The sequence below is a fragment of the Paenibacillus sp. VCA1 genome, assembly GCF_031583795.1.
GTDB lineage: Bacteria > Bacillota > Bacilli > Paenibacillales > Paenibacillaceae > Paenibacillus_AQ > Paenibacillus_AQ albilobatus.
Genome location: NZ_JAVLSX010000009.1, coordinates 102,055 through 127,790, shown reverse-complemented (window position 1 = coordinate 127,790; position 25,736 = coordinate 102,055). Strand labels below are relative to the sequence as shown.

The 25,736-nt window shown below is 53.7% G+C and carries 21 protein-coding genes; 7 read left to right on the top strand and 14 right to left on the bottom strand.

The features are described 5' to 3' along the window. Position 1: 1 nt before the first annotated feature. Together RJP21_RS20665 and ligD are read left to right on the top strand one after the other, a co-directional pair. Positions 2 to 943, top strand: a complete 942-nt coding sequence (locus RJP21_RS20665) for an ATP-dependent DNA ligase (RefSeq protein WP_310860987.1) — start codon at positions 2 to 4, stop codon at positions 941 to 943. Positions 944 to 1,175: 232 nt separating this feature from the next. Then, positions 1,176 to 2,078, top strand: a complete 903-nt coding sequence (gene ligD / locus RJP21_RS20660; protein ID WP_160044290.1) for a non-homologous end-joining DNA ligase — start codon at positions 1,176 to 1,178, stop codon at positions 2,076 to 2,078. Positions 2,079 to 2,100: 22 nt separating this feature from the next. Here the strand turns inward: ligD and RJP21_RS20655 are convergent, their stop codons facing one another. After that, positions 2,101 to 3,024 carry a YitT family protein gene (locus tag RJP21_RS20655; RefSeq protein ID WP_310860986.1) on the bottom strand — a complete coding sequence of 308 codons (924 nt, stop codon included), beginning with the start codon at positions 3,022 to 3,024 and terminating at the stop codon, positions 2,101 to 2,103. Positions 3,025 to 3,166: 142 nt separating this feature from the next. Between RJP21_RS20655 and RJP21_RS20650 the strand changes: the two genes are divergently transcribed. Continuing rightward, entirely contained in the window at positions 3,167 to 3,490 is a 324-nt protein-coding gene (locus tag RJP21_RS20650) for a YnfA family protein (RefSeq protein ID WP_310860985.1), read from the top strand. Positions 3,491 to 3,505: 15 nt separating this feature from the next. On the opposite strand, the gene cls is transcribed toward RJP21_RS20650, so the two are convergent. After that, entirely contained in the window at positions 3,506 to 4,936 is a 1,431-nt protein-coding gene (gene cls / locus RJP21_RS20645) for a cardiolipin synthase (RefSeq protein ID WP_310860984.1), read from the bottom strand. 204 nt (positions 4,937 to 5,140) lie between these two features. On the opposite strand from cls, the gene RJP21_RS20640 reads away from it, so the two are divergent. Beyond that, entirely contained in the window at positions 5,141 to 6,151 is a 1,011-nt protein-coding gene (locus RJP21_RS20640) for a M23 family metallopeptidase (protein ID WP_310860983.1), read from the top strand. A gap of 10 nt (positions 6,152 to 6,161) precedes the next feature. Continuing rightward, positions 6,162 to 6,584 (top strand): bactofilin family protein, encoded by a 423-nt coding sequence (locus tag RJP21_RS20635; protein WP_310860982.1) that lies wholly within the window; start codon positions 6,162 to 6,164, stop codon positions 6,582 to 6,584. 128 nt (positions 6,585 to 6,712) lie between these two features. Here the strand turns inward: RJP21_RS20635 and RJP21_RS20630 are convergent, their stop codons facing one another. The 5 genes from RJP21_RS20630 to RJP21_RS20610 all read right to left on the bottom strand — a co-directional run bounded on the left by RJP21_RS20630 (position 6,713) and on the right by RJP21_RS20610 (position 11,342). After that, positions 6,713 to 7,495: an ABC transporter permease gene (locus tag RJP21_RS20630; protein WP_310860981.1), complete on the bottom strand. Its 783-nt coding sequence runs from the start codon at positions 7,493 to 7,495 to the stop codon at positions 6,713 to 6,715. Further along, positions 7,488 to 8,399 carry an ABC transporter ATP-binding protein gene (locus RJP21_RS20625; RefSeq protein ID WP_310860980.1) on the bottom strand — a complete coding sequence of 304 codons (912 nt, stop codon included), beginning with the start codon at positions 8,397 to 8,399 and terminating at the stop codon, positions 7,488 to 7,490. Before RJP21_RS20625 ends, RJP21_RS20630 begins: the two co-directional genes overlap by 8 nt. 427 nt (positions 8,400 to 8,826) lie before the next feature. Further along, positions 8,827 to 9,807 carry an LCP family glycopolymer transferase gene (locus tag RJP21_RS20620; protein ID WP_310860979.1) on the bottom strand — a complete coding sequence of 327 codons (981 nt, stop codon included), beginning with the start codon at positions 9,805 to 9,807 and terminating at the stop codon, positions 8,827 to 8,829. A 48-nt stretch (positions 9,808 to 9,855) separates the two neighbouring features. Next, positions 9,856 to 10,545, bottom strand: coding sequence for a sugar transferase (locus RJP21_RS20615; RefSeq protein WP_310860978.1), 690 nt, complete (start codon positions 10,543 to 10,545; stop codon positions 9,856 to 9,858). Positions 10,546 to 10,913: 368 nt separating this feature from the next. Next, on the bottom strand, positions 10,914 to 11,342 hold the full coding sequence (locus tag RJP21_RS20610; RefSeq protein ID WP_310860977.1) for a hypothetical protein: 429 nt from the start codon (positions 11,340 to 11,342) through the stop codon (positions 10,914 to 10,916). A 387-nt stretch (positions 11,343 to 11,729) separates the two neighbouring features. Between RJP21_RS20610 and RJP21_RS20605 the strand changes: the two genes are divergently transcribed. Then, positions 11,730 to 12,098, top strand: coding sequence for a helix-turn-helix domain-containing protein (locus RJP21_RS20605; protein WP_160044279.1), 369 nt, complete (start codon positions 11,730 to 11,732; stop codon positions 12,096 to 12,098). A 643-nt stretch (positions 12,099 to 12,741) separates the two neighbouring features. On the opposite strand, the gene gltB is transcribed toward RJP21_RS20605, so the two are convergent. From gltB to RJP21_RS20585, 4 genes are all read right to left on the bottom strand, one after another. Next, positions 12,742 to 17,340, bottom strand: a complete 4,599-nt coding sequence (gene gltB, locus RJP21_RS20600) for a glutamate synthase large subunit (RefSeq protein ID WP_310860976.1) — start codon at positions 17,338 to 17,340, stop codon at positions 12,742 to 12,744. Between the two features lie 469 nt (positions 17,341 to 17,809). Beyond that, entirely contained in the window at positions 17,810 to 18,388 is a 579-nt protein-coding gene (locus tag RJP21_RS20595) for a TMEM175 family protein (protein ID WP_160044327.1), read from the bottom strand. Positions 18,389 to 18,609: 221 nt separating this feature from the next. Further along, a complete protein-coding gene (locus RJP21_RS20590; protein WP_310860975.1) occupies positions 18,610 to 20,964 on the bottom strand; it encodes a YhgE/Pip family protein in 2,355 nt (784 codons plus the stop codon). 132 nt (positions 20,965 to 21,096) lie between these two features. Then, positions 21,097 to 21,702: a TetR/AcrR family transcriptional regulator gene (locus tag RJP21_RS20585; protein ID WP_160044275.1), complete on the bottom strand. Its 606-nt coding sequence runs from the start codon at positions 21,700 to 21,702 to the stop codon at positions 21,097 to 21,099. Between the two features lie 238 nt (positions 21,703 to 21,940). Here RJP21_RS20585 and RJP21_RS20580 point away from each other — a divergent pair, with 238 nt between their 5' ends. Then, positions 21,941 to 23,071 (top strand): MGDG synthase family glycosyltransferase, encoded by a 1,131-nt coding sequence (locus RJP21_RS20580; RefSeq protein ID WP_310860974.1) that lies wholly within the window; start codon positions 21,941 to 21,943, stop codon positions 23,069 to 23,071. A 189-nt stretch (positions 23,072 to 23,260) separates the two neighbouring features. Here the strand turns inward: RJP21_RS20580 and RJP21_RS20575 are convergent, their stop codons facing one another. From RJP21_RS20575 to RJP21_RS20565, 3 genes are all read right to left on the bottom strand, one after another. Continuing rightward, positions 23,261 to 23,737 (bottom strand): ferritin-like domain-containing protein, encoded by a 477-nt coding sequence (locus RJP21_RS20575; RefSeq protein ID WP_310860973.1) that lies wholly within the window; start codon positions 23,735 to 23,737, stop codon positions 23,261 to 23,263. A gap of 95 nt (positions 23,738 to 23,832) precedes the next feature. Continuing rightward, positions 23,833 to 24,516, bottom strand: a complete 684-nt coding sequence (locus RJP21_RS20570) for a metal-dependent hydrolase (RefSeq protein WP_310860972.1) — start codon at positions 24,514 to 24,516, stop codon at positions 23,833 to 23,835. Between the two features lie 98 nt (positions 24,517 to 24,614). Further along, the gene (locus RJP21_RS20565; RefSeq protein ID WP_310860971.1) at positions 24,615 to 25,478 is read right to left on the bottom strand and encodes a cell wall hydrolase; all 864 of its coding nucleotides are present in this window, start codon (positions 25,476 to 25,478) and stop codon (positions 24,615 to 24,617) included. Positions 25,479 to 25,736: the final 258 nt, after the last annotated feature.

Here is a 25,736-nt window from a genome sequence, read left to right as displayed (position 1 = left end):
GATGAAGTTCGCCCCGGTAAAGCCGTTCGAACCGATCATGACCGACGTTCTTCCTTCCGGGGACAAATGGATCGCCCAGATCAAATGGGACGGCGTGCGCATGCTCGTATACAACGACGGTGTGGAAACCGAGTTGATCAACCGCAAAGGAAACAACCGCACGCGCCAATACCCCGAGCTATGGGATACATCCGTTTACTGCAAGGCGGAATCGGTCATTCTGGATGGAGAGATTATCGCTTTGGTGGGCGGCGTGCCGTCGTTTCATCAGGTGATGAAACGGGACGGCCTTCGCCAGGAGCAGCAGATCCGCGCCCGGGTAGGGCAAATTCCGATCGTGTACATGGTCTTTGACATCTTGTACTGCAACGGGGAATGGGTGACGTCGCAGCCGCTGCGCGAGCGGCAGGCTTTGCTCGAAGAGATGCTGATTCCGGGCCCCCATGTCCAGCCGGTGCCAAGCTACGCCGATCTCCCCCTGCTTCGCGACATCTCGCGGCAGCACCGGCTCGAAGGCATCGTGGTCAAAGACTTAAACAGCGCGTATGCCGTCGACGGCAAAGACAAGCGGTGGCAAAAGCTGAAAAATATTATGGACCTGAACGCCGTCGTTGCGGGCGTCACGTACCGCGACCGGATCGTCAACGCGCTGCTCCTCGGGCTTTACGATGACGAGGGGCGGTTGATTTACATCGGCCACGCGGGAACCGGAAAGCTGGGCGTAGCGGATTGGCGGAGAATCACGGAGGAAGCAGCCGGCATGACGCTGAAAGAGCGCCCCTTTGCCAACCTGCCTGAACGCCACAAAGGGGCGGTATGGATCCGCCCCGAGTGGGTCGTCAAAGTCAATTTTTTGGAATGGACGGCTTACGGAACGCTGCGGCAGCCGAGCATCCAGGCTTTTGTTGACGCCGCGCCCGAAGACTGCAGGCTGGATCAGTAAGAGGCGATGAAATCTTCGGCGAAATACCGTCGTCATGGCGCAGGAAGAAAACGTTCCGTGGAAAACACCACATGAATCGCTGTCTTACCTTTGTCGTAAGCTATTCTCTTACTTCAGTCCTCATTCATCGTTTCAAAGGACACCTCTTTTCCCGGGCGTTGGTTTCTACACGTATAACAATCGGGCGGTTCAAAGGGACACCCGGCAACAAACTTTTTACGGAGGTACACCCATGCCGCGAACGATTAAAGGCTCCATCAACATTGAAGGCCATGACATTCCCATCACGAACCCGGACAAGCCGCTCTGGCCCGAGATGGGCATCACCAAAGCGATGTATTTGCAAAAGTTGGCGGCGCTGGCTCCTTATCTGCTGCGTTACTGCCGAAATCGGCTGCTGACGACGATCCGTTATCCTCACGGCGTTCCCGGCGAATTTTTTTACCAAAAAAACGCCCCCGATCCGCTCCCGGACTTCGTAAAAACAGCCGAGCAGGACGGTATCCATTACATTTTGCTAAATGGGCTACCCGAGCTGCTCTGGCTTGGCAACCTGGCCGCCTTGGAATTCCATCCTTCCCTTCATTATGCGGGGAGCGCCCTTCCCTGCGAATGGATGATCGACCTGGACCCGTCGCTCGAGGAGGAACCGAGGATTATGGAGGCCGCCTCCATCGTCGGCAAAGTGCTGAACTCGCTGGGACTTGCTTCCGTGCCCAAAACCTCCGGCGCCACCGGCATCCAGATTATCGTGCCGATCAATCAAGGCATCACTTTCGACGAGCTCCGGGTCATCGGCCATTTCGTCGGCCGGTTCGTCACGGAAAAACATCCGGACTTGTTTACATTGGAGCGGCTGAAAAAAAACCGCGAAGACAAAATTTATTTCGATTATTTGCAGCATTATCACGGCAAAACGCTTGCCGCTCCGTACACTCCGCGCGCACGTCCCGGCGCGACCGTATCCACGCCGCTTTATTGGGAAGAGGTCGACAGCAACGTGTCGCCGCTCGATTTCCACCTGCTGAACATCGAAGAGCGGCTGCAGGAAACCGGCGATCTCATCGCCGCCCTTCCGCCGCAGCCGGTGGAGCAGGTTCTCCGCCATCTGAACGCAACAAAGCCCGGAAGATAAACTTCCGGGCTTCTGAATGCCGCTAATGGATATCTTTTTTCTTGAACCTGCCGCCCTTAACGTCATGGATATTACCAACCGCAAGAAAGGCGTCCGGGTCCCAATCCCCGACGATGGACTTGAGCTTGGCTTCCTCAAGGCGGGTAATGACGACGAAAATGACCTTTTTACTGTCCCCGGAGTAGGCTCCTTCGCCCTCAAGGTAAGTTACGCCGCGGCCAAGGCGTTGGGTCAGCGCATCGCCAATCTCTTTGTATTTGTCGCTTATGATCCATACCGATTTCGATTGGTCGATGCCTTCGTTGGTGATATCAATCACTTTAAAGGCGATGAAATAGGCGATCAGCGAGTACATGGCGTTGTTCCAGCCGAACACGAAACCCGCGCTCGTCAGAATAAACACGTTGATGAACATGATGATCTCGCCGACGGAAAACGGCGTTTTTTTGTTGATGAGGATCGCGACGATTTCACTGCCGTCCGTCGAACCCCCTGCACGGATAACAAGGCCTACGCCGGCTCCGAGAATCACCCCGCCGAAGATGGCGGCAAGCAGCGGATCGAAAGTAATCGGCTTGACGGGCGCAAGCAAAGCGGTGCCGACCGACATGACGAGAACGGCTGCCAGCGTTGAAAACGCAAAGGTTTTGCCGATTTGCTTATAACCCAGAAACAGGAAAGGAAGATTGAGTAACGTCAGAAAGATGCCAAGCGGCAAATGAAAGAGGTGGGACAACATAATGGAGATGCCGGTAATTCCGCCATCGATAATGTTGTTGTTGACGAGAAAAATTTCAAGCGCGACCGAGACCAGCCCGGCCCCGATGAGCATGACTATGATCCGGGATAAAACCTTGAGTTTAGAAGTCGGTGCGTTTAACGGTTGCTGCTTTCCATGCGGAATTTTGGCGTGTTCCGCGGTTTGGGTGTTAGAAGTTCCAGCCATCGAATTCCCCCGATTCTTATCAATTTGGTATGATTATGAATAAAACCGAACGCTCCCCCGTCGAGTTTTTCATGAATATTCTTCTTATATATTATATCATAGTTTTAAGCTAAGTATTAACGTGAATGGGAGATTTTCTGTCATGAGATCACTATTTTTGTTTCTGGCAGCCGGACTGGCGGAAATCGGCGGAGGTTATCTGGTATGGCTTTGGATCCGGGAATCCAAACCTTGGTGGTACGGGCTTGTCGGCGCGGCCGTGCTCATATTGTACGGCATCATTCCGACGCTGCAGCACTTCCCTTCCTTCGGGCGCGTGTACGCCGCATACGGAGGCGTCTTTATCATCCTTGCCCTGCTCTGGGGCTGGGGCATCGACAAAAACGCCCCGGATCTCTATGATTGGATCGGAGCGGCGCTTTGCTTGGTCGGCGTATCCGTGATCCTGTGGGCTCCCCGCTCCTGAAAGGCGAATGGGGCATTATAGAAGCGGGGATAGTATGCGGCACAACATCTCCGCTTTTTTATGCAGGAAGGGTCTGCACTGAAACTCCCTTTTCGTCATTTCCCGGCATACCTTCATATCCTTCTCAAAATCAACCGTGAGCCTGTCGATGGCCGACTGCTCATACAGCGCCGCGGTCAGCTCGAAATTGCAAAAAAAGCTGCGCATGTCCATATTGGCGGTGCCGACCGATGCCAGCAAATCGTCGACGATCAGCACTTTGGCATGGATGAAGCCTTTTTGGTATTGAAAAAAACGGACGCCTGCGAGCAGCAGCTCCTCCACGTAGGACAGCGAAGCCAGATGCACCAGCCTGGAGTCGGCTCTCCACGGAATCATGATCCGCACATCGACGCCGCTGACGGCGGCGGTTTTCAGCCCTTCGTAAATGCCCGGATCCGGAATGAAATACGGCGAGGCGATCCAGATTCTTTTTTTCGCAACGGAAATGGCCGTAAAACAAAACTCCTGAATCGCGTTCCACGCTTGGTCCGGACCGCTGCTGACGATTTGGATTTGCTCGTCCCCGCCGCAATGATGCTCCGGAAACAGCGCGGGGTCGGCGATTTTCTCCCCGGAAGCAAGCTGCCAGTCGTTCAGAAACACGTTTTGCAAAAAATAAACGGCGTCCCCTTCGATCTCCAGATGCGTATCCCTCCAATAGCCCATTTTCGGGTATTTGCCCAAATAATCGTCCCCGACGTTGATGCCGCCCACGAATCCTTTGACGCCGTCCACCACGATGATTTTCCGGTGGTTCCGGTAGTTAATGCGCCGGTCCAGAAAGGCGAGCAGCGGCGGAAGGAACAAATAAAACTCCACTCCCGCTTCCTTCAGCTTGTCCACGAATTCCCGCTTCAGCTTGCAGCTGCCCAGACCGTCGCACATGAACCGCACTTTGACGCCTTCCTTCGCTTTCCGGATCATGATCTCCTGGAATCGCGTTCCGATCTCATCATGCCTGAAAATATAAAACTCGATATGGATGTGGTATTTTGCGGCTTCCATCGCCTTCAGCATCGCGCCGAACGTTGCTTCGCCATCGGTCAGCACCCGGCTTCTGTTGCAGCCCGTAATCGGACTCTCCGACAGGCGTGACAGCAAATTGAACAGCCGCTCCTGATGCCGGAATTCGGGATTATGCATCTCTTCGATATCTTTAACCGTAACGGCCCTGCTCCAAATCAACGCCCGGATTTGCCTGAACAATTGCGAGCCCCGGGTTCGCAGCTGTTTGCGGGCCTTGTAATCGCGAGCCACGAAATAATAAACGACGAAACCGATCATCGGGCAGCAAAATAAGATGAACATCCAGGCAACCGTTTTGGAAGGATTGCGGAACTCCAGCAGCAGGATCGTCGCCATTTGAAAAATAAAAACGATAAATACGAGCAGCAACCATACCATAGAACTTCCTCCTTCCCCAAAACCTGCGCTTGAATCGGTTACTTATCCATCATTGACCAAACCGAACCCTCTTTATTCAAAAACGCGGCCCCATGGCGACCGGGCGGGCAAGAGGAAAAAGGTAACATTTTAGACATGTTTGGCGCCTCTCCCGAATACATAGATTATAAGACAAGTATCATGACGATACGGAAAGGAGCTGCCATGAAAAGTGCATCCGCCAACCGACGTATGACACTCCTGGTAATGCGGGACGCCCAGCATTCGGTGAAGCAGATCCATCTGTCCAAGCCGCTGTTGATGGCCGTGCCCGCCGCCGCAGTTCTCTCATTGTCCGGTCTCATCCTTGCCCTGCAAGCCCACTCCTCGCAGGTCATTTCCCAATTGGAGCAGAAGGTTTCCCTGGAAAATGCAAAGAGCCTCCAGCTTCAAAGCTCGGTGAACAACCGCGAGCAATCCATCGAACGGCTGCAAAACGAAATCATCAAGCTGTCGACGCAGGCCAAAGATATGCAGCTTAAGATGCAGCGCGTGGACGAATTGGAGCAGCAGCTTCAGCAGTTTATCGAAAAACACGGCACCGGCATGGTTACGGGCGATTCCGCGGATAAAGCGTCTTCCCTGTCCTGGGATGCTTCGCAGCATATCGGGGGCGAGTTTATTGCCGTGCACGATAATGAGATGCTGGATCTGGCCCAGGAGACGAAAGACGACTTTCAGGAAATTCAGGAGCTGCTGAAAACGATGGAAAGCACGGTCCCCGATACGCTGCAAAAGGCACAGGAAACGCAGCGGCTGATCGCGGGCAATCCGACGTTATGGCCGACCGAGTCCCGTGTGATGACGTCGAGCTTCGGCTACCGGACCGATCCCTTCACGGGCAAAGCCGCCTTCCATGCCGGGATCGACATCGCCGGGGACAACGGCGGGCCTGTCTACGCCGCGGGTGCGGGAAAGGTGACCACCGCCGACCAAAGCGGCGCGCGCGGCAGGTATGTCGTGATCGAACACCCGAACGGGCTGCAGACCTGGTACATGCACCTCAGCAAAGTTCTGGTCAAAGAAGGCGAATCGGTCGACAAAGGCGACAAAATCGCCCTTCTCGGCTCGACGGGCCGCAGTACCGGCCCCCATCTGCACTTCCAGGTCGTCAAACAGGATAAACCGGTTAATCCGCTCCCGTACATCCGTCCGGAAAGTTCCGAGTTCAATTAAGGAGGGTTTTATGTTGAGCAGATCGAAATCGTCCAAAAAAAATGCCGCGCCCACCGATTCGCTGATCGGGAGAGGCACCGAGGTTGAAGGCGCCCTGGCCTGCCAGGCCAACGTGCGCATCGAAGGGAAATTCAACGGCGTCATCGAAAGCACCGCCTGCGTCACCGTCGGCGAGCACGCCGAGGCCAGGTCCGACATCAGCGCAAGGGAAGTCGTCATTGCCGGAAAAGTGTATGGAGACGTGCAAGCGGAAGGCAGGCTGACGATCACTTCGACCGGCCAAATGTTCGGCAACGTGCTCGCCGCTTCCTCCCTTGTCATCGCCGAAGGCGGAATTCTTAACGGTTCCAGCAAAATGGAACCGAAGCAGGACGAGCGTCAGGATACCGCGGGCGCAGGCGGGGTACACCTTTTGGAGTCGGAAGCGGGCTGAAGGCATCGGAGCCGCGGCATCAACTCCACATGCTTGAAACTTATACGTCATTTTCCATCATTAAAAAAAGCCCGCCGCAGCGGGGTGTGCTTATGAACACACGCAGCTGAAGCCGGGCTTTTCGATTGTTATGCGGCGACGTCCCTTTTGTGGAAGACGTACCAAGAAACGGCCATAAAGAGAATATAATATGCGGCAAGCACCGCCAGGGAAAAACCAAGGGTTACCCCGCCCGGTCCCACATCCGACTTCAGGTAATCCGAAAGGTCCATGTGCGTAAACAAAAGGTATTTCGCCCATTCGTAACGTTCCGGGCTGAACAAGCGTGCAAAAATGCCCTTGGCGAACATGATGAACAGCGCCAGCCCGATGGACAGGCCCCCGGCACGGAACACGGTCGAAATCATAAACGCAATCGCCACCGTCATGAACAAATTGACGTAATCGCAAAGGAGATATTGGAACGTAAACACAAGCCCGCTCTTATCCGGTCCGATCAGGTTGCTTTCCCCACCGCTTCCGAACAGGACGCTTGAAGCCAAAACCGCGACCGCGGCAAGCAGCAGCGTGCAAAGCAGGCTGAACAGGATCACCGAAATGTACTTGGACAGCAAAATTTTGGACCGGCTCCACGGCCGGATCAGCAGCAGCTTGATCGTCCCCCAGGAAAATTCCCCTGCGACCGAATCCGCCGCGACGATGACCGAAAAAATCGTGCACAGATAAAACGTAAACGAAACGGTCAAAATCACGCTGTCCCAAAGCGAGGTTTGCCCGCCCGAATCGACCATGTAAAAAAGAATCGGCAGGATCACATTGCAGAACGCCAAAATGGCCAGCATGACCCATGTCCGGGCGCGCCGGTAAATTTTCATGTTTTCATTTCGTACAAGGCTGAAAAAGTTACCCAATCGGATCGCCTCCCGTCATTTCCAGGAACTGATCTTCCAGCGACCGGGTCACGGCTTGTATGCCGTACACCTTGATGCCCGCTTGAACCAGCCGGGCGTTCACCTCGGGAATCTGATCGCGGGTCAGCCTTAGGGTGACGAGGTTTCCCTGCACGGTGCCGCCTTGCAGAACCGCTGCCGCCTGCTCCGGGTCATCTACCGTAAATCCCGTTTCCGCCGCTTCCGCTCCGCTGTCGCCGCCGTTTTTAAGCGATCTGACATCGATCAGCCGCCCGTTTTGGATGATGGCCACGCTGTCGCACATCAGCTCCATTTCCGACAGCAGATGGCTGGAGACGAATACGGTCGTCCCTTCCTCCCTGCACAGGTGGCGCAAATAATCGCGAAGCTCCCGGATTCCTTGCGGGTCAAGGCCATTGGTAGGCTCGTCCAAAATGAGCAGCTTCGGCCGGTGCAGTATCGCCTGGGCCACCCCTAGACGCTGCCGCATCCCCAGCGAATACGTTCGCACCTTGTCGTGGATCCGGTTGCCGAGGCCGACGAGACGGACCACCTCTTCGATTCGTTCATCGGTAATCCCCTTCATCATGCGCGCGAAATGGCGCAAATTTTGGTATCCCGACAAAAACTTGTACATCTCCGGGTTTTCAACGATGGCTCCCACGTTGGCGACAGCCTTCTCGAAATGCTCCTTAATGCTGTAACCGCATATTTTGATATCTCCTTGACTGATGGAGGTCAAACCAACCATCATCCGAATGGTCGTAGTTTTCCCGGCGCCGTTGGGTCCCAAAAATCCGTATACCTGGCCGGGCGGAATGTCGAGCGTAACGTTTTCGACCAGCGTTCTGGAGGAAACCCGCTTGGTTACCCCCTCCAGCCGAACTACCGGTTCAAGCTGCATTCGCTTCACTCCTTCGTAGGTTATCCCCCCATTTTAACACATCCGTGACGCAGATGCCCCATATACTGGTAATTATTCTCTTTTTCCCCCTGGCAATGACAATGTTCACAGCAGCCCAAAGGAATCGTACTCCGGTAATATCCGGTCCGGAAAACAACCATGGTGCCCGATGCCGGTACGATACTCTCACAGCACAAGCAATAGACGTACTGCAGATTTTTCAATGGAACCGCCTTCCTCTCCTTGGGTCTCTAGTCCACATTTACCCGACGAATTGCCTCCAAAATCAATTGTATCAACTTTAAAACGTTAAAGTTACAAAATGTATCATTACCAGAAATCTACCTCAATCGCTGCCTGCTGTCAAGCCGCTTACGCCAAAAACAAAAAAACGCCGGGATTGACGTATCCCGGTCGTCGGTTCGGCTTACTCCAAATGCGCCTTGATCAATTGATGAATCCGGCTTCTTTCCTTATCGCTCACCAGGTAGTACCAAATGCCTTTGATCCGCTGCCCCTGGCCGCCGATTTCCACCTGGTCGATTTTTTTCAGATCCGTTCTGTAGTCGGTCAAAAAGGTTTTCATATCCTCAAACGTAATGTCGGTTTTGACGCTGTCCGCCACTTCGTCCAGCAGCGATTCGATTTTGGTTACGGTGGCGATGTTCAGCGAATTTTTGATGACCTGCTGCAATATCTGGCGCTGCCTTGCGTTTCTTCCCATATCGCCGCGCGGATCGTCATACCGCATTCTCGAATACAGCAAAGCTTCTTCCCCGTTTAAATGCAGCTCGCCTTTGTCAAACTGATGGCCTTCATAATAGAAAGCAAAAGGATTGTCGACATCGACGCCGCCAAGCGAGTCAATGATCCGGGCGAACCCTTCCATGTTGACCTTTACGTAGTAGTTCACCGGATAATCGAGTAAACGTTCCACCGTCTTCACCGACATGTTGACGCCGCCAAAAGCGTAAGCGTGGTTGATTTTGTCCACGGTGCCGTGGCCGACGATTTCCGTCCGCGTATCCCGCGGAATGTTAAACATGAGGATGCTCTGCTTGGCCGGGTTGACCGTCAAAAAAATCATCGCGTCCGATCTTCCCCGATCGTTCTCGCGCTGATCGACGCCCAGCACAAGCACGGTAAACGGCTTCTTATCCTTCAGGTCGAAGGGAGCCGTCTTGGTCTGGGGGGTAACGGCCGGTTCGGCGGATTTCGCCCCTGCGACGGCGCTACGAATACCTCTTCCTTCCTTGCCGACCGGCATCGGCTCGATCTGTCCGTCCCTGCTTTCATAGATTTTATGCGCGGTCGTTTTGACCGATTGATAGAGGTGCGCGGCATACCCGGCGATCCCCAAAACGGCGACGATCGACACGGAAGAGAGGATGAGAACCCATTTTTTCATCGATCAAAGCCCCTCCTTTCACGCGAATGTCGCCCCGCCTTTGGTTCATTAATAGGCATTGTTTGCTCCGAACAGCACCTTTACGGTTTTGCACAAAATGACGATATCTTTTATAAAGGATTGATTCCTTATGTACTCCAGATCAAGTTCCACCATTTCCCGGAACCCGACGTGGTTTCTGCCGCTGATCTGCCATAATCCGGTGCAGCCGGGCACAACGAGCAGCCTCATCATGTCGTAGGAGGTATAATCGGCTACTTCCCTCGGCAGCGGGGGTCTGGGTCCGACCAGGCTCATGTCCCCCTTCAGCACGTTGACAAGCTGCGGCAGCTCATCCAGGCTGGTCTTGCGAATCAAACGCCCGATACGGGTAACTCTCGGATCGTTTTTGATTTTAAACATCGCGCCGCTGATTTCGTTTTTGTCCATCAAATCCCCGAGCATCGCCTCGGCATCCGCAACCATCGAGCGGAATTTGTACATTTTGAACAGCTTCCCGTTTTTTCCGACGCGGGTCTGGGCGAAAATGACGGCTCCTTTCGGGCTCTCCGCCTTGATCATCAGTGCTACCATCAGCAAAAGCGGAGACAGCAAAATAAGCCCGAGAAGGGATAAGACGATATCCTGCATTCGTTTCACGAACCAAAACCAATTTCTGTTCTTTATTTCGAATAACGGAATGACATCGAACTGACGACCGGTTTCCAACGTGTTTTTTAACGGATTGATTTGATTCATGAAGGACCTATCGGCCTGCGGCATCGGACAGAAGAGTGGTTAGGGGAAACGTGGCTTTATCCATCACGGTATGGTTTCGTTCGAAATATATGATACGCTTCAAGATCCATCCCTCGCTTATTTAATTGGGGGTTTTCGGGCAAAAGCACTATGCAGCGCTTTGATAAATATAGTAAAATGACTTTATCCCATTCATACTTTTTTCCGCGAAACGCGGATTTTTTCTTTCGCTTTCATGCAGCATTTCTATGTCAGGATTTTGAAAAATTCGATTCCTGCCGCTCCAGGGTACAATATATAGACGAATCAAACTGTTTCGCTTTATATATTGCTAATTGGAAGTCGCTTTTTGGATTTTTGCAAAATCCTCATGTAAACACATCAAAGATTTGGCCGCTTCCCTTATTGTCCAGGAAATCTGTGTAATGTTCATAGTTTTGCAGCCGGACTCTGCCGCCCGTGACGGTGCGGGTGATTTGTTTCGCCATGTTCACCTCCCCGTGCTCATCGGGATCCAGAAGGACACCGTAAAGCCTTGCATCCGACAGGCTGTCCTCTTTCCAGAGAAGCTTGCCGTACGTTCGGCAGATCGGCTTCCCTTCGCAGGCAATGTCGAAGCAAAGCCGTATTTCCGGCAGAAGCGGAAAGTCCAAATCGCTGATAAACACGAGGGTCCGGGATTCCACTTCCCATAATACGACCGGGCGGGACCGGTTCAAGACGACGGGAGTTTCAGCGATTTGATGAATGGATACATGCATTTGAAGATGTATGCCGTGCGCCGTTAATATATTCATGGCACCGTCCCTGCCTTGCGGTATAAAAATAATAATTTCGAACTACACTTCATAATGATACATTTCGTTTCCATATGGATACATTTAGTATCAATCACAAGTTTTACTTTACGATACATTTTGTAACTAGTCAATCCCTTTTTCCATTGAAAATCAATGAAAAGAGAGCAGCGGCAAAAGCGGGAAAATTGCGATCATAATGCTTGATGCTGCCTTTTCATCCGCGAAAAGTCGCGCTCGGTCGACGATTTTTTTATGCATACATGCATGCCGATAAACATAGGAACATGAGCCGGCAGCACCGGCAATCCATATTTAAATGGAGATATTTGATACTTTATGTTGCTTGGATTCAGCATTTTGTAGGCAATCAGAGGAGGTTAATTCATGAATCACGAGAATCGCATCGCAGAATTGCGGGATCAAAGAGGATGGACTCAAGAGGAATTAGCCCAATCGATTGGCATTACGAGAGCCGCACTCTCCCATTATGAAAAGAACCGCCGCAAACCTGATTTTGAAATATTGACCAAGCTTGCCGACAAGTTCGAGGTGTCTATCGATTATTTGATCGGCCGCACGAACCAGCCGAAGTTGGTGATGGACCCCGAAGTTCGGGAGTTTGTGGATCAATTGGAGCTTTCCGATGCCGATTTGCTGGAGCGCTTTAATTTGACCGTCGACGGCCGCAGCCTTACGGAAGATGAAGCCAAACGTTTCATCGCTTTCGTTCGGATGGAACGCGCCATGAAATAAACGGAAAAAGACCTCAGCGCCGGCCGCTGAGGTTTTCAAGATTATAGAATGTATGCGTTTTAAAAGGTAATGGATGAGGGATTCTATAATCGTTTTTCATGATTCTGTACGACAAATAGGCAGATCCAACGTTTTGAACGATATGGCTGATGGAGTCACGGACCCGGGGAGCTGCAGGCGACGTTAACCGGATTGATTGAACCGGATGGAATCCGATCTTACCAAACGATTCTGCTGCTTACAGTAATGATGCCAGTTGTCGGGGTGTATCCCGCATTGCTCCAGCACTTTAAGGATATCCAAACGGATCTGTGCCGGGTGCTCGCCATCGGTCCGTGTTTCGCTACCAAACTCCTTCTCATCTCTCATCGAAGATACCCTCGCTCCACTCATCGATTTGTTCGCTATAAGATCAGATCATCGTCTTATCCTCGATAGGAAGGTCGCAATGACCACAGAGGATAGGACTTTTTTATTATATCCCAACTCCGGTCATGATGCTGTCGTCTGATGGAGAGTTTGTCTCGGAAATACAGTTCTATTTTTGTCGAAAAAAATGGGTCTGCGATCTCTGTCCCCTTTCGGGGCCAAAATCACAGACCCGGTGATGGCCAAGCCTACATGTTCATGAAAATATTATGACTTATTGACTGCCGGTTCTGGCAAGCTCGCGCATGTTGGCTTCGAATGCCGCCATAAGCGCCGCTTCGCCGGTCAGGCCTTTTTCCTGCACCTTGCGGATATGCTGCGTCATTCGTTTGTAATCTTTCGGAATGACCCGCACGAATTGCTGCAGGCATTGATTCCAGTTTTCCAGCACATTTTGCCCCGCGGCGCTGCCGGTGTAGGTTACGTGCTTCTGAATCAGCCGCTTCAATTCTTCCTCTTCCTCGGCTTCCTCAACCCGCTCCAGCAGCACCATTTCCAGGTTGCAGCGCTGGATGAAGGTATTCTCCGGATCGTAGACGTAGGCGATGCCGCCGGACATACCGGCCGCAAAGTTGCGTCCCGTGCCGCCGAGCACAACCACGCGCCCGCCCGTCATATATTCGCATCCATGGTCGCCCACGCCTTCCACGACGACCGAAGCCCCCGAGTTGCGGACGGCAAAACGTTCGCCGGCAATCCCGTTGATGTACGCCTCTCCGCCGGTCGCCCCGTAAAAGGCGGTGTTGCCGATAATGATATTTTCTTCGGCTTTAAAGGTCGCTTTGGCGGACGGCTTCACGATCAGCTTGCCGCCGGAAAGTCCTTTGCCCGTATAGTCGTTGGCATCGCCCACGACCGTCAAGGTCATGCCTTTCGGAACAAACGCCCCGAAGCTCTGGCCGGCCGTGCCCGTAAACGTGAACGAAATCGTATCCTCCGGAAGGCCCGCCGCTCCGTATTTCCGCGTCACTTCACTGCCCAGAATCGTGCCGACGGCCCGGTCCACGTTCGTGATCGGAAGCGTTCCTTGAACAGCTGTGCCGGTTTCGAGCGCCGGCTCAGCGAGAGCGAGCAGCTCGCGCATATCCAGCGTTTCCTCCAAGCCGTGATTTTGCTTTTTGCTGTTGTAACGCGTGCTGTTTTCCGGAATTTCCGGCGTGTACAGCAGCGCCGACAAATCGATGCCGCTCCGTTTCCAGTGGTCGCTCGCCGCTTCGGTATCGAGGCAGTCGGTCCGGCCGATCATTTCCTGAACGGTACGGAACCCGAGCTCAGCCATGAGTTCGCGCAGATCTTCGGCCACGAATCTCATGAAGTTGACGACATGCGCCGGATCGCCCATAAAATGCTTGCGCAGTTCCGGATTTTGCGTGGCGACGCCGACCGGACACGTATCCATTTGGCATACGCGCATCATAATGCAGCCAAGCGCGATGAGCGGCGCGGTCGAGAAGCCGTATTCCTCAGCCCCGAGCAGCGCGGCGACGGCCAAATCGCGCCCGTTCAGCATTTTGCCGTCCGTCTCCAGCACAACGCGGTCGCGCAGGTTGTTCAGGATCAGCGTCTGATGCGTTTCGGCCAGCCCCAGCTCCCAAGGCATGCCGGCATGGCGGATCGAGCTTTGCGGCGACGCGCCCGTGCCGCCGTCATACCCGCTCACCAAAATGATGTCGGCTCTGCCTTTGGCAACGCCCGCGGCGATCGTGCCGACGCCCACTTCGGATACGAGCTTGACGTTAATGTTTGCTCTCGGGTTGGCGTTCTTCAAATCGTAGATCAGTTCCGCCAAATCTTCGATCGAATAGATATCGTGATGCGGCGGCGGCGAGATCAGACCGACGCCCGGCGTGGATCCGCGCACTTCGGCTACCCATGGATATACCTTGCGTCCTGGCAGCTGCCCGCCTTCGCCAGGCTTGGCGCCCTGCGCCATTTTGATCTGGATTTCGTCGGCGTTGACCAGATAGTGCGACGTTACGCCGAACCGGCCCGACGCCACCTGCTTGATGGCGCTGCGGCGGGAATCGCCGTTGGCATCCGGAATATAACGCGCGGGATCCTCCCCGCCTTCGCCGGTATTGCTTTTGCCGCCGATCCGGTTCATGGCGATCGCCAAGCTTTCATGCGCTTCCTTGCTGATGGAACCGAAGGACATCGCCCCGGTTTTGAAGCGGCGCATGATGGACTCGACCGGCTCCACCTCTTCCAGCGGCACCGAAGGTCCGACCGGCTTCAGCTTCAGCAGGGAGCGGATGGTCATCCGCTGCTCGTTTTCGCCCTGCACCAGTTTGGCGTATTTTTTATACACCCGGTAATCGCCGGTGCGCACGGCCTGCTGCAGCAGGTGGATCGTTTGCGGATTAAACAGATGCTCTTCCCCGTCTTTGCGCCATTGGTATTCGCCGCCGGAGTCCAGCACCTTATCGTTGCCGTCCTTATCCGTAAAGGCGCGGTTGTGATGGGCGAGCGCTTCGGCCGCCACTTCTTCCAGACCGATGCCGCCGATGCGGGACGGGGTATTGGTAAAGTATTTCTCCACGAATTCCTCTTTTAATCCGACCGCTTCGAAGATTTGTGCGCCGCGGTAGGACTGGATCGTGGAAATGCCCATTTTGGACAATATTTTTACGACGCTTTTCGTCGCCGCTTTAATGTAGTTTTTGACGGCTTTTTCATGCGTTACGCCGCGCAGCAGCCCTTGGCGGATCATGTCGTCAAGCGTTTCGAAGGCGAGGTACGGGTTGACCGCGCTGACGCCGTAGCCGAGCAGGAGCGCATAATGATGCACTTCGCGCGGTTCGGCGGATTCGAGCAGGATGCTCACCTTCGTGCGCGTTTCCTGCCGGATCAGATGATGATGCAGGCAGGATACGGCCAGCAAGGCCGGGATCGCTGCATTTTCGGCGTCTACGCCCCGATCCGAGAGGATCAGGATGTTATGGCCTTTGGCGATGACGCGGTCCGCCGCTTCGCAAAGCCCGTCAAGCGCCTGGCGCAAACCTTCGGCTCCGTCCGCCGCCGTAAAAAAGATCGGAATCGTCATCGACTTGAAGCCGGGACGGTGCACATGGCGGATTTTCGCGAAATCCTCGTTGGAAAGGATCGGCGTATCCAGACGGATCTGCCGGCAGCTTTCCGGCTCCGGATGAAGCAGGTTGCGTTCCGGTCCGATCGTCGTCGCGGTCGACGTAATGATTTCCTCGCGGATCGCGTCGATCGGCGGGTTCGTCACCTGCGCGAACATTTGCTTGAAATAATTGTACAAACGCTGCGGCTTGTCGGACAGCACGGCCAGCGGGGCGTCGTAGCCCATCGAGGCGAGCGCCTCCATGCCGGTGGCCGCCATCGGCTCCAGCACTTTGCGCAGCTCTTCGAACGTATAGCCGAATGCCAGCTGCAGCTGCGTCACGTTGTCATGTTTCGGATTCGGCAGCTCCGGCGCGTCCGGAAGCTCATCGAGGTTGATCAAATGCTCGTCGAGCCACTGACGGTAAGGCTGTTCGGCAGCGATTTGCGCTTTGACTTCCTCGTCGGACACGATGCGCCCTTCCTTCGTGTCGACAAGCAGCATTCTGCCCGGACGCAGCCGGTCTTTGTACAGCACATTTTCCGGGGCGATGTCGAGAACCCCCGCTTCGGAGGACAAGACGATCAAGTCGTCTTTGGTCACGTAATATCGGGAAGGTCTCAGGCCGTTCCGGTCGAGGATCGCGCCGATTTGCACGCCGTCCGTAAATGCCATCGCCGCCGGGCCGTCCCACGGCTCCATCAAGGTGCTGTGGTATTCGTAAAACGCTTTTTTCGTTTCGTCCATCGTTTCATGGTTGTTCCAAGGTTCGGGCACCATCATCATCGCCACATGCGGCAGGGAACGGCCGCTTAGATACAAGAATTCGAACGTATTGTCGAACATCGCCGTATCCGAACCGTCCGGATTGATGATCGGCTTTACCTTGTCCAGATCGCCGCCGAAAAGCTCGCTTTTGAACAACGATTGGCGGGCGTGCATCCAGTTCACGTTGCCGCGCAGCGTGTTGATTTCGCCGTTGTGGATCATGAAACGGTACGGATGCGCGCGCTCCCAGCTCGGGAACGTGTTGGTGCTGAAACGGGAGTGAACGAGCGCAATCGCCGTTTCGACCGATTCGTTTTGCAGGTCGAGGTAAAATTGGCCGACCTGAGCGGTCGTCAGCATGCCTTTATATACGATTTTCCGGCAGGATAAGCTGGAAATGTAGAAGGTTTCCCCTTCAGGCGTGCCGCCGTATCGGATCGCCCGCTCGGCGCGTCTGCGGATGATGTACAGCTTGCGCTCGAAATCCAAATCCTCTTTCAGGTCGGCGCTGCGGCCGATGAACACCTGGCGTACGTACGGCTTGGCTTCTTTGGCCGATTTGCCGAGCATTTCGTCATAGGTCGGCACGTCGCGGAAACCGAGGAATGTCTGCCCTTCCTCTTTAATGATCTGAATCAGCCGGCTCTCATGAGCCTCACGAACGGCTTCATCATGGGAAAGAAACAGCATGCCGGCCCCGTATTGCCCGGGCTCCGGAAGCTCGAAACCGTTTTTTTGCGCTTCTTCGGCAAAAAAACGATGCGGTATTTGCAGCATGATTCCGGCTCCGTCACCGGAATTCGGTTCGCTGCCCTGACCGCCCCGATGCTCCATGTTTTCCAGCATCGTCAGCGCCTGGGCGACGATTTCATGGGAAGCCCTGCCCTTGATGTGAGCGACAAACCCCATGCCGCAGGCGTCTTTTTCAAACTGCGGATCGTAGAGTCCCTGTTTAGGGGGAAGTACCGTATGTCTCATGGAAAGCAACCTTTCTTTCTTCAGAATGAATAATGACTTCATTTCGGGTACAGCAAACAACACCACATCGAGACGATCATTGGCTACAGAACAAAACAGTGACTATGATTGGGGAATGGGGTAACTTACAACAGCGGACAACCTTGTTGCTATGGGGAAAGGTATTGATATTTATTCAGCAAGAATTGGTTTTTTTATTTTATCACTGCGCCAAAACCAGCGCAATTCAAAGTTTTTATGAGCCCGATAAATAATGATTTGCAGCGCCGCATTAAAGCGTTTTCTGATTAAAAAGTAGTTTTACCGAATAATAATGCAAAATTCATCCTGAATTTTCCTTGATTATTTACGATTCCTTGGAAAAGATTCAGCGCCACAGCTCTTTTCTATTATAAATAGGGAGTCTATATCGTCCCGGATAAGAAAAAACTCCCCGAGCCCGCCTGCACGCGAGATTCGGAGAGTTTTGTCAGCGGCTTCCCAAAGCACGCTCGATCCGCTGATCCGGCACGAACCAGATCACGGCGACAAGCACGAAAAAGACGCCCGACAGCCATGGACTCACATAGGCGGTCAAGACTGCGGTCAAGTAGAACAAGGGAGATAATTTTCCCTTCCAGTCTTTGCCCATCGTGACGACGAATGAGGAATCGCCGGAATGCTGTTTCAAAATGGCGCGCTGAAGCAGCCAGTACGAAAACGCCGCTACCATTAAAATAATACCGTACAGCGCCGTTGGCGTAGCTGCAAATTGGCTTTCCCCCATCCAAGCCGTCGTAAAGGGCACCAGGGACAGCCAGAAGAGAAGCAGCAGGTTCAGCCACATCAACCGGCCGTTCATCGTTCGGACCATATGCAGCAAATGATGGTGATTGTTCCAGTAGATGCCGATATACACGAAACTAAAAATGTAGCTGAGAATTTTCGGGCCAAGCCCGACCAACGCATGCCAGTCATGGCCCTCCGGCACTTTGAATTCCAGAACCATAATGGTAATAATAATGGCTAGCACGCCATCGCTAAATGCTTCCATGCGATTTGCTTTCAGAGTGTTTCCCCATTTCCCGCTTCTCGCGCTCTATTCAATATCCGATATCAGTAAAATTGCATGATCCCCTTCATATTGTCAAGCAAAACGGGATTATTTTCACCATGTGGCAAAATAAATCCGCGCCATCTGAGTGATGATTCAACGTAATGCCGGAAGGTAAAAGGGTCGTTCCCAGAATGAAACTTTGGGAACGACCCTTTTTTCATGCCTCCGTTAGCCTATGCCGAAACGGAAGGCGACTGCTGCTGATCGAGGATGCTTTTATGCGATTTGATCAAGAAGTAGGCCAGCGTCAGGCCGAGGAAGACGATGCCCACGGCGCCGAGTACGGCCGTTTGCCGCCACATCACCGCGAAATCCCCGGTGGATACGACCGCTTTGAAGCCGATCACGCTGTACGTCATAGGCAGGAGCGGATTGAGGACTTTCATCCAGTCCGGAATAAGCTCCAGCGGGAACGTGCCTGCGCTGGTGGTCAATTGGAAGATCAGCAGAACGATGACGACAAAACGTCCCGGCTGATCCAACCAGGTCACGATGGCCTGGATCATGAACATAAAGGACAGGCTCGTCACAAACGTGAACATGTAGAACAGAGGTACGTTCTGCACGTCAAGCTTTAACCCGTAAAGAATGATGAGGGCCGCCAGCAAGGATTGCAGCATGCTCATCAAGACGAAGGACAACGTCCGGCTGATGAACCGGTTGAAACCGGAAGCGCCGAGCACCGCACTGTCCCTCATCGGAATGACGATGGTCGAAATCAGCGCCCCGACAAACAATCCGAGGGACAGAAAATACGGCGAGAATCCCGTTCCGTAGTTCGGAACTTTAGAGAACTTTTTCTCTTGAATTTGCACAGGTTCGGCGAACATTTTAAAGTTCTCGTCCCCCGCTTTCACTTCGCTGCTTTTCTCCGCCGCTTCGTTCAGCTTAGAGGCCAGTTCCCCGGAACCGTCCTTCAGTTTGCCCAGCCCTTCCGTCAATTGACCCGCGCCGTCATCCAGCTGTTTGGAGCCGTCGGCAATAGCCGCTACGCCGCCGCCCAATTGGCTCATGCCGCCTTTCAGCTTGCCGGAGCCGTCGGCGATTTGCGCGGCGCCGCTTGCAAGCTGCTTGCTGCCGCCCGCCGCTTCGCCAAGCTTCGCGCCAAACTGCTTCATGCCGGCTTCGAGCTTGGATTGCCCTTGTTCCAGCTGCGTCGCGCCTTGAAGAAGCTGCTTTTGCCCTTGATGAAGCTGATCCATTCCGGCCGTCAGCTGTTCCGCGCCTTGGCCGAGCTGCGCCGCGCCGCCCGAAAGCTGCTGCAGCCCGTCATGCAGGCCGCCCGCTCCGCTGGCGAGCTGCTGCTGCGATTGATGCAATTGGGATACGCCTTCGCTCAATTGCTTTTGCCCTTGATGGAGCTCCTCGGTGCCTTTGGCCACCGCCTGGCTGGCTGCCATCAGCTTTTGGAAAGCCGGGTTCTGGGCCAGCTCGGGGCTTCCTTGAGCCAGCTGCTGAAGTCCTTGCGCTACGCTTTGCGCGCCAGCCGCGACTTTGGCTCCCCCGGCTTCGGCCGTTTTCATGCTTTCCGCCAGTTTGGCGCTGCCGGCCTCCGATTGCTTCAAGCCATCCTTCAGCTTGCCGCTGCCGGTAAGCGTCGACGCCAGTCCTGTTTGAAGTTTGCCGCTGCCGTCCACGGCGCTTTGCAGTCCGGCCTGAAGCTGCGCACTGCCGGCTTCGGAGGCTTGAAGCCCTTCTTTTAGCTGAACGGCGCCTTGATGCGATGCCGACACGCCGTTTTCCAACTGCTTATGCGCCGAGGCCAGCTGCTCAAGCCCTCCGGAAAGCTGCTGCGAGCCTTCTTTCAAGCTCGTTGCGCCCTTCTGCAAATCTCCCGCGCCGTCTTCCAGCGGCCGGATGCCTTCCTGAAGCTTCACGGCGCCCGCGACCATTTTGCTCATGTTTTCTTTCAGCTTGGCCGCGCCTTCATCCAGTTTTACAGCCCCGTCGGACAATTCGGAAGCGCCGTTGCCGGCTTCCCCGAGCCCGTCGGCTACTTTGGTGATTTGCTGGAACAAGCTTTTGGAGTAAGCCTCCGTTACTTTTTCGGAAACTTTCGACCTGATTTCTTTTACGGCCGTCCCCCCGATTTGGGATGCCAGAAAGTTAAACCCTTCGTTCGGCTCGAAAATGATCTCCGAAGGCTGCGGATATTCGTCCATGACCGTCGCGGCCTTGGAGGAAAAGTCCTCGGGGATGACGATCGTCATGTAATAACGGTTCTCCTCCATCCCTTTTTCCGCTTCGCCATGGCTGACGAACTTCCATCCAAAATCGTTGCCCTTCTTCAATTCCTGAACAAGTTCTTCGCCGATCCGCAGCTCGTCGTCCCCGTATTTTGCGCCGGCGTCGTTATTGACGACCGCTACGGGGAGCTGGTCCATTTTGCCGTACGGATCCCAGAAAGCTCCCAGAAACAAACCCGCATACATGACCGGAATGCAAATGACGGCGATCATCGAAATGAGCAGTTTACGGTTGCGCACCGTCGCAGCCATATCTTTCAAAAACACTGATAATGACCTCATCTTTGTTTCTCTCCTTAGACCTTTATTTCATCTTTAAAACCAATTGACCGTTTTAATCAATTGGTCAATCAATGACCAATAAAAACTTCCTCTGCGCCGCCGTCCGTTCAGACAGCTTGCGGGGAAGCATGCTTAATTTGGTATGTTGACCGGTCTTGCGTTTGGGTTCGCGAGGCCATCCGCCAAAAACATCCGGATATAATGATGGATTTCCACCTGACTGAGAGGTTCGCGAACGTACTTAAAATCGGAAGCAAGCGCAATGTACAGCTTGAACATGACAAAGGCCGCCACTTGCGGATCGCATGAGCAGATTTCTTTTCGCTCCAAAGCCATGGCGATCTCCCGCTCCAGGTAATCCAAAATGACGCGCTCCAGCGTGGCAAGACCTTCTTTTGCTTTAAGCGTTCCGACGTCCCGCACTTCCTGCGAAAGCTTGATGAACAGCTCGTGTTCGTCCCGGAACTCCAGCAAAGCGTCAAGGACGCTGAACAGGTTTTCGAAAAAGGTGCTGTTTCTGTCGATCCGGCTCTCGGCCAGCATTTTCATTTCCAATATGACCTTATACAAAATTTCGTCAAACAGGTCTTCTTTGTTCGAAAAAAATGTATAGATCGTTCCTTTTCCGACATTCGCGATTTTGGCCACTTGGTCCATCGTCGTCGCCTTATATCCAAACAAAGCAAAAGATCGGGCTGCCGCTCGAAGGATTTGCTTTCGGCGATCTACCGCAGACATACCCTCGCCCCCTTTCTGTGGGGAATGGTCGTTCATGATTTCTGACTGAATTTCCATTTCGGTCAATTGGTCATTTCCTACTTTATCACGGAGCGCGCCATTTGGCAACCCTTACCATCAACATTTTGTTTTTTCTTCAAACTTTCATGCGAATTATAGCTTCTCCGGCGATCCATGGCTTTTATGGATTTTTGCGATGGCCTCCTGTAAGATAGAGGAAGGAAAAGTGGGTGAAAACATGCGGAAAAAGAGAGTGCTGCTGTTGTCCGAAGGTTTCGGCACGGGTCACACGCAAGCAGCCTTCGCGCTGGCGGCCGGGATGAAGAAGCTCGACCCCCGACTGCAATGCCGCGTCATAGAGCTCGGCAATTTTTTGAATCCCAAGATGGGCCCCTTCATCCTCTCGGCATACCGTAAAACGGTCAGCAGCAGCCCCAGGCTGGTCGGGATGCTCTACCGCAAACAATACGATAAATCGCTGAACCGGCTCGCCAAGCTTGCGCTGCACCGGATTTTTTACACGCAGGCGGCCCGGGTGATGAAGCAGCTGCGACCGGATTTGATCGTTTGCACGCATCCTTTCCCGAATGCGGTGGTCTCCCGCCTCAAACGGCAAGGGATCCACGTCCCGCTGATTACGCTGATCACGGACTATGACGTCCATGCCACATGGGTGAACAAAGAGGTGAACCAGTACCTCGTCTCGACGCCGAAAGTCCGGGACCTGCTCCTGCGCCGGGGCGTCGCCGCCGATTCGGTTCAGGTGACGGGCATTCCCGTGCATCCGAGTTTTTGGGAACACGGGGACAAGGGGCGGCTGCGGCAAGAACTGGGGCTGAAGCCGATGCCAACGGTGCTGATCATGAGCGGAGGCTGGGGCGTTTCTTTTAACAAAGAGATGATACACATGCTGCTGTCGTGGGCGGATGACATTCAACTGGTTTTTTGCACCGGAAGCAACGAAAAGCTGCTGCAGAAGATGAAAAGCAGCCCGGAGCTCGATCACCCGCATATCCGCCTACTCGGGTATACGAAACATATCGACCAATGGATGGACGTCTCCGATCTGCTCATTACGAAGCCAGGAGGCATGACGTGTACGGAAGGGCTGGCCAAAGGCATACCGATGCTTTTTTACGAAGCGATCCCCGGCCAGGAAGAGGAAAACGGCCAATATTTCGTGGAGCTGGGCAGCGCGGAAATGATTTCCCCTAAGGTGCTGCGCCGTTGGCGCCTCCGCCTGACGGAGGAGTATCGGCAGGTGGAAGAAAACCGGCTGAAATCGTCCGCCGCATCCGGACCCGGCAAAGAGCCGTTTTATTGCGCGCAGCAGGTGCTTGCCTGGCTGAAGCAGAACACATCGTCATAAAGCAAGCAGGCTTGGGCACAGATTACATAGGGGATGTCTCCCGTAAGTTCGGACGCAAAAACAGCTCTCTCCATACTTTTTGGAGAGAGCTGTTTTATGATGGCGATAAGGTTCATTTTACGCGCACGGTTTAAACCATGGCGTTCCTCCCGCCGGATTAACGCGAAAGGCTGTACCTCCAAACGCCGCTTACGTTTTGCGGATGACGCCGATCCGCCCTTTGCTTGCCGCAAAATCGCCGCCCTCCATCCATAAACCGGAGTACAACGATTGAAGCCGGACAGACCAGCGGGTCTCCCCGTTCAAGGCACGCTGCAACAGCCATTGGAGCTGCGGCTCATCGGCGCGGTCCAGCAGCCAGGCATACGTATCGGCGGCGTCAAGGCTATCCGCAATCGAAGCGCGAAGCCCTGCCGCGTAATCCTTGGGCGGCTCGACTTTGCTGAACACCGGATAACAGGCCGTCAACCGGTAATACCACCCTGCCCAAACCGCAAGGCGTTCCCTCCGCTTCATCTCTGCATGCCGGCTGAAATACGTTCGATGCTCCGGAGGCGCAAGCTGCACCATGCGCTGGGCGTAAATCATCGAACGATATTCGGCCTGAATGAGATGCTGCAGGTCGTGAACGGCGATCGGGCCGCTTCCGGGTGTCCGGTCCATCATCGGGAGCTCCCGCCTTTCCTATAGGCTAACTTCCGTGTCAGTATATGCCCGGAAAGACGCGAGGTGTTCGTCAGATGAGCGCGCCGCTGCCCCGGTTAGATTTCAAAGCTTTCGCCCGGCTTCAGCGGATGGCCCTGGATGCCCTTTTCGCCTAAACGGTCGCAGAACGACGAAACATCCTGCCGAATGCCTTCAAACGTATTATAATGCACCGGAAGCACGTGCGCCGCGCGCAGCCATTCCGCCGCCACAAGCGCATCCTCGGGCCCCATGGTCAACGAGTCCCCGATCGGAAGCGCCGCCGCGTCGATGTCGTTCATCTCCCCGATCAGGCGCATGTCCCCAAACAATCCGGTATCGCCCGCATGGAAAAATGTTTTGCCCCCGATCGTCAGCAAAATGCCGCCGGGTTCGCCCATGTAAATCCAGGAATCACCCACCGCAAGCGAGGAACTGTGAAATGCCAGCGTAAATTTGACCTTGAAGCCGTCAAAAACATGACTGCCGCCAATGTTCATGCCGTACGCTTCGGCCCCCTGGCTTTTGCAGTACTCCGCCAATTCGTAGACGGCAACGATCGGGCATGCATTTGCTTTTGCGATTTCGATGCAGTCTCCAAAATGGTCTCCGTGGCCGTGCGTCAACAACACCGCGTCCACGCGAATATCCTTCGGCGAAACGGTCGCAACCGGATTTCCCGTCAGGAACGGGTCGATAATGATCCTTTTCCCTTCCGCCTCCACAAGCACGCATGAATGACCGTAATACGTAATTTTCATAAACGTCGGCACCTCCTACAATTGATCGCCAAGACATGATTTTCCGGATTGAACGGCAATCACCCGTACAATCTCTCTCTATCATATCGAATTGGGATTTATTTGTAAAAAGTATGGTTGCCGATGCGCTTCTCGTATGTGCGGGTATGATGAATGGTCAGGTCTTGCGCCAGCTTCAGCGACAGGAAGAAATACGTGTCATCCGTTACCGCCTTTTTGCCGTTCAACGCCTCATTGACCGCACGGATACAGTCCTTGTTCGGCTTCACGCGGTCAAACCGTCCGTTCGCCACGGGACTGAACTGATGTTTTTGATAAATGACCTTTTTAATCGTATTGGGAAAATTGGCTGACCGTAGCCGGTTCAAGACAACGTTCGCGACAGCGATTTTGCCTTGGTACGGTTCGCCTTCCGCTTCTGCCATGACGATTTTTTGCAGCAGAAGCACATCTTCAGCGGTCACGTTGTACTGCCAGGTCGCTTGGGCCTGTTCCGACGGACTCAGCAGCTTGGTCCGGCTGAAGAATAATGTTTTTGGGGGAGTCAGCTGAAGATTCTGCTTTTGCCGGTGAGAAGCCTCAACTTGGACTGCCTTCGGTTTCGTGTTCGCGTGCAACTGCCCGCGCGCAAGCACCGTTTCCGCTTTAGGCGGTATCGAAGGAAGCTGTCCAACAAAAGCAACTTTCGTTTTACTTTTCCATAGTTTGAAATTATTTACATTTTGCAAACGCAAAGGCATTTGGAAATGCGTCTTGCTTGACGCGCTCTGTATATGCTCCGTTTTTGCCGCCGTTTCGCTCACGCTCAAATTGACCGAACCGAAACGATTCAGACCCATGTTGGTTTTATGCTGCAATTTTTCCGCCAGCTCGTTTTGAAGAAGCAAACAAATCGCAGAGAAACACACCAGAAGAACTCCGATCAGCAAAGCCATCCAGCGGTTTTGTCTTAAAGTGTACATGTTTTTCCTCCCACTACTCCCGGCACATTCCCTTTTAACTTTCAAAACATGCGAAAACAACCGTTTTGCATATTTCTCATGTAACCGAAAATAGAGGTTTTGAAAACCTGAGCTTATTTTCAGTGATTTGCTGCATCCGCGAATACGAGAAACGGAAAAATTCGTTTGATACATCTTTACAACACAGACTGCTTCGTGACGGCACATTTTACGGTTTCACAGATACGGCTAAGGGAACAAGCTATTGTTTTATGTGCA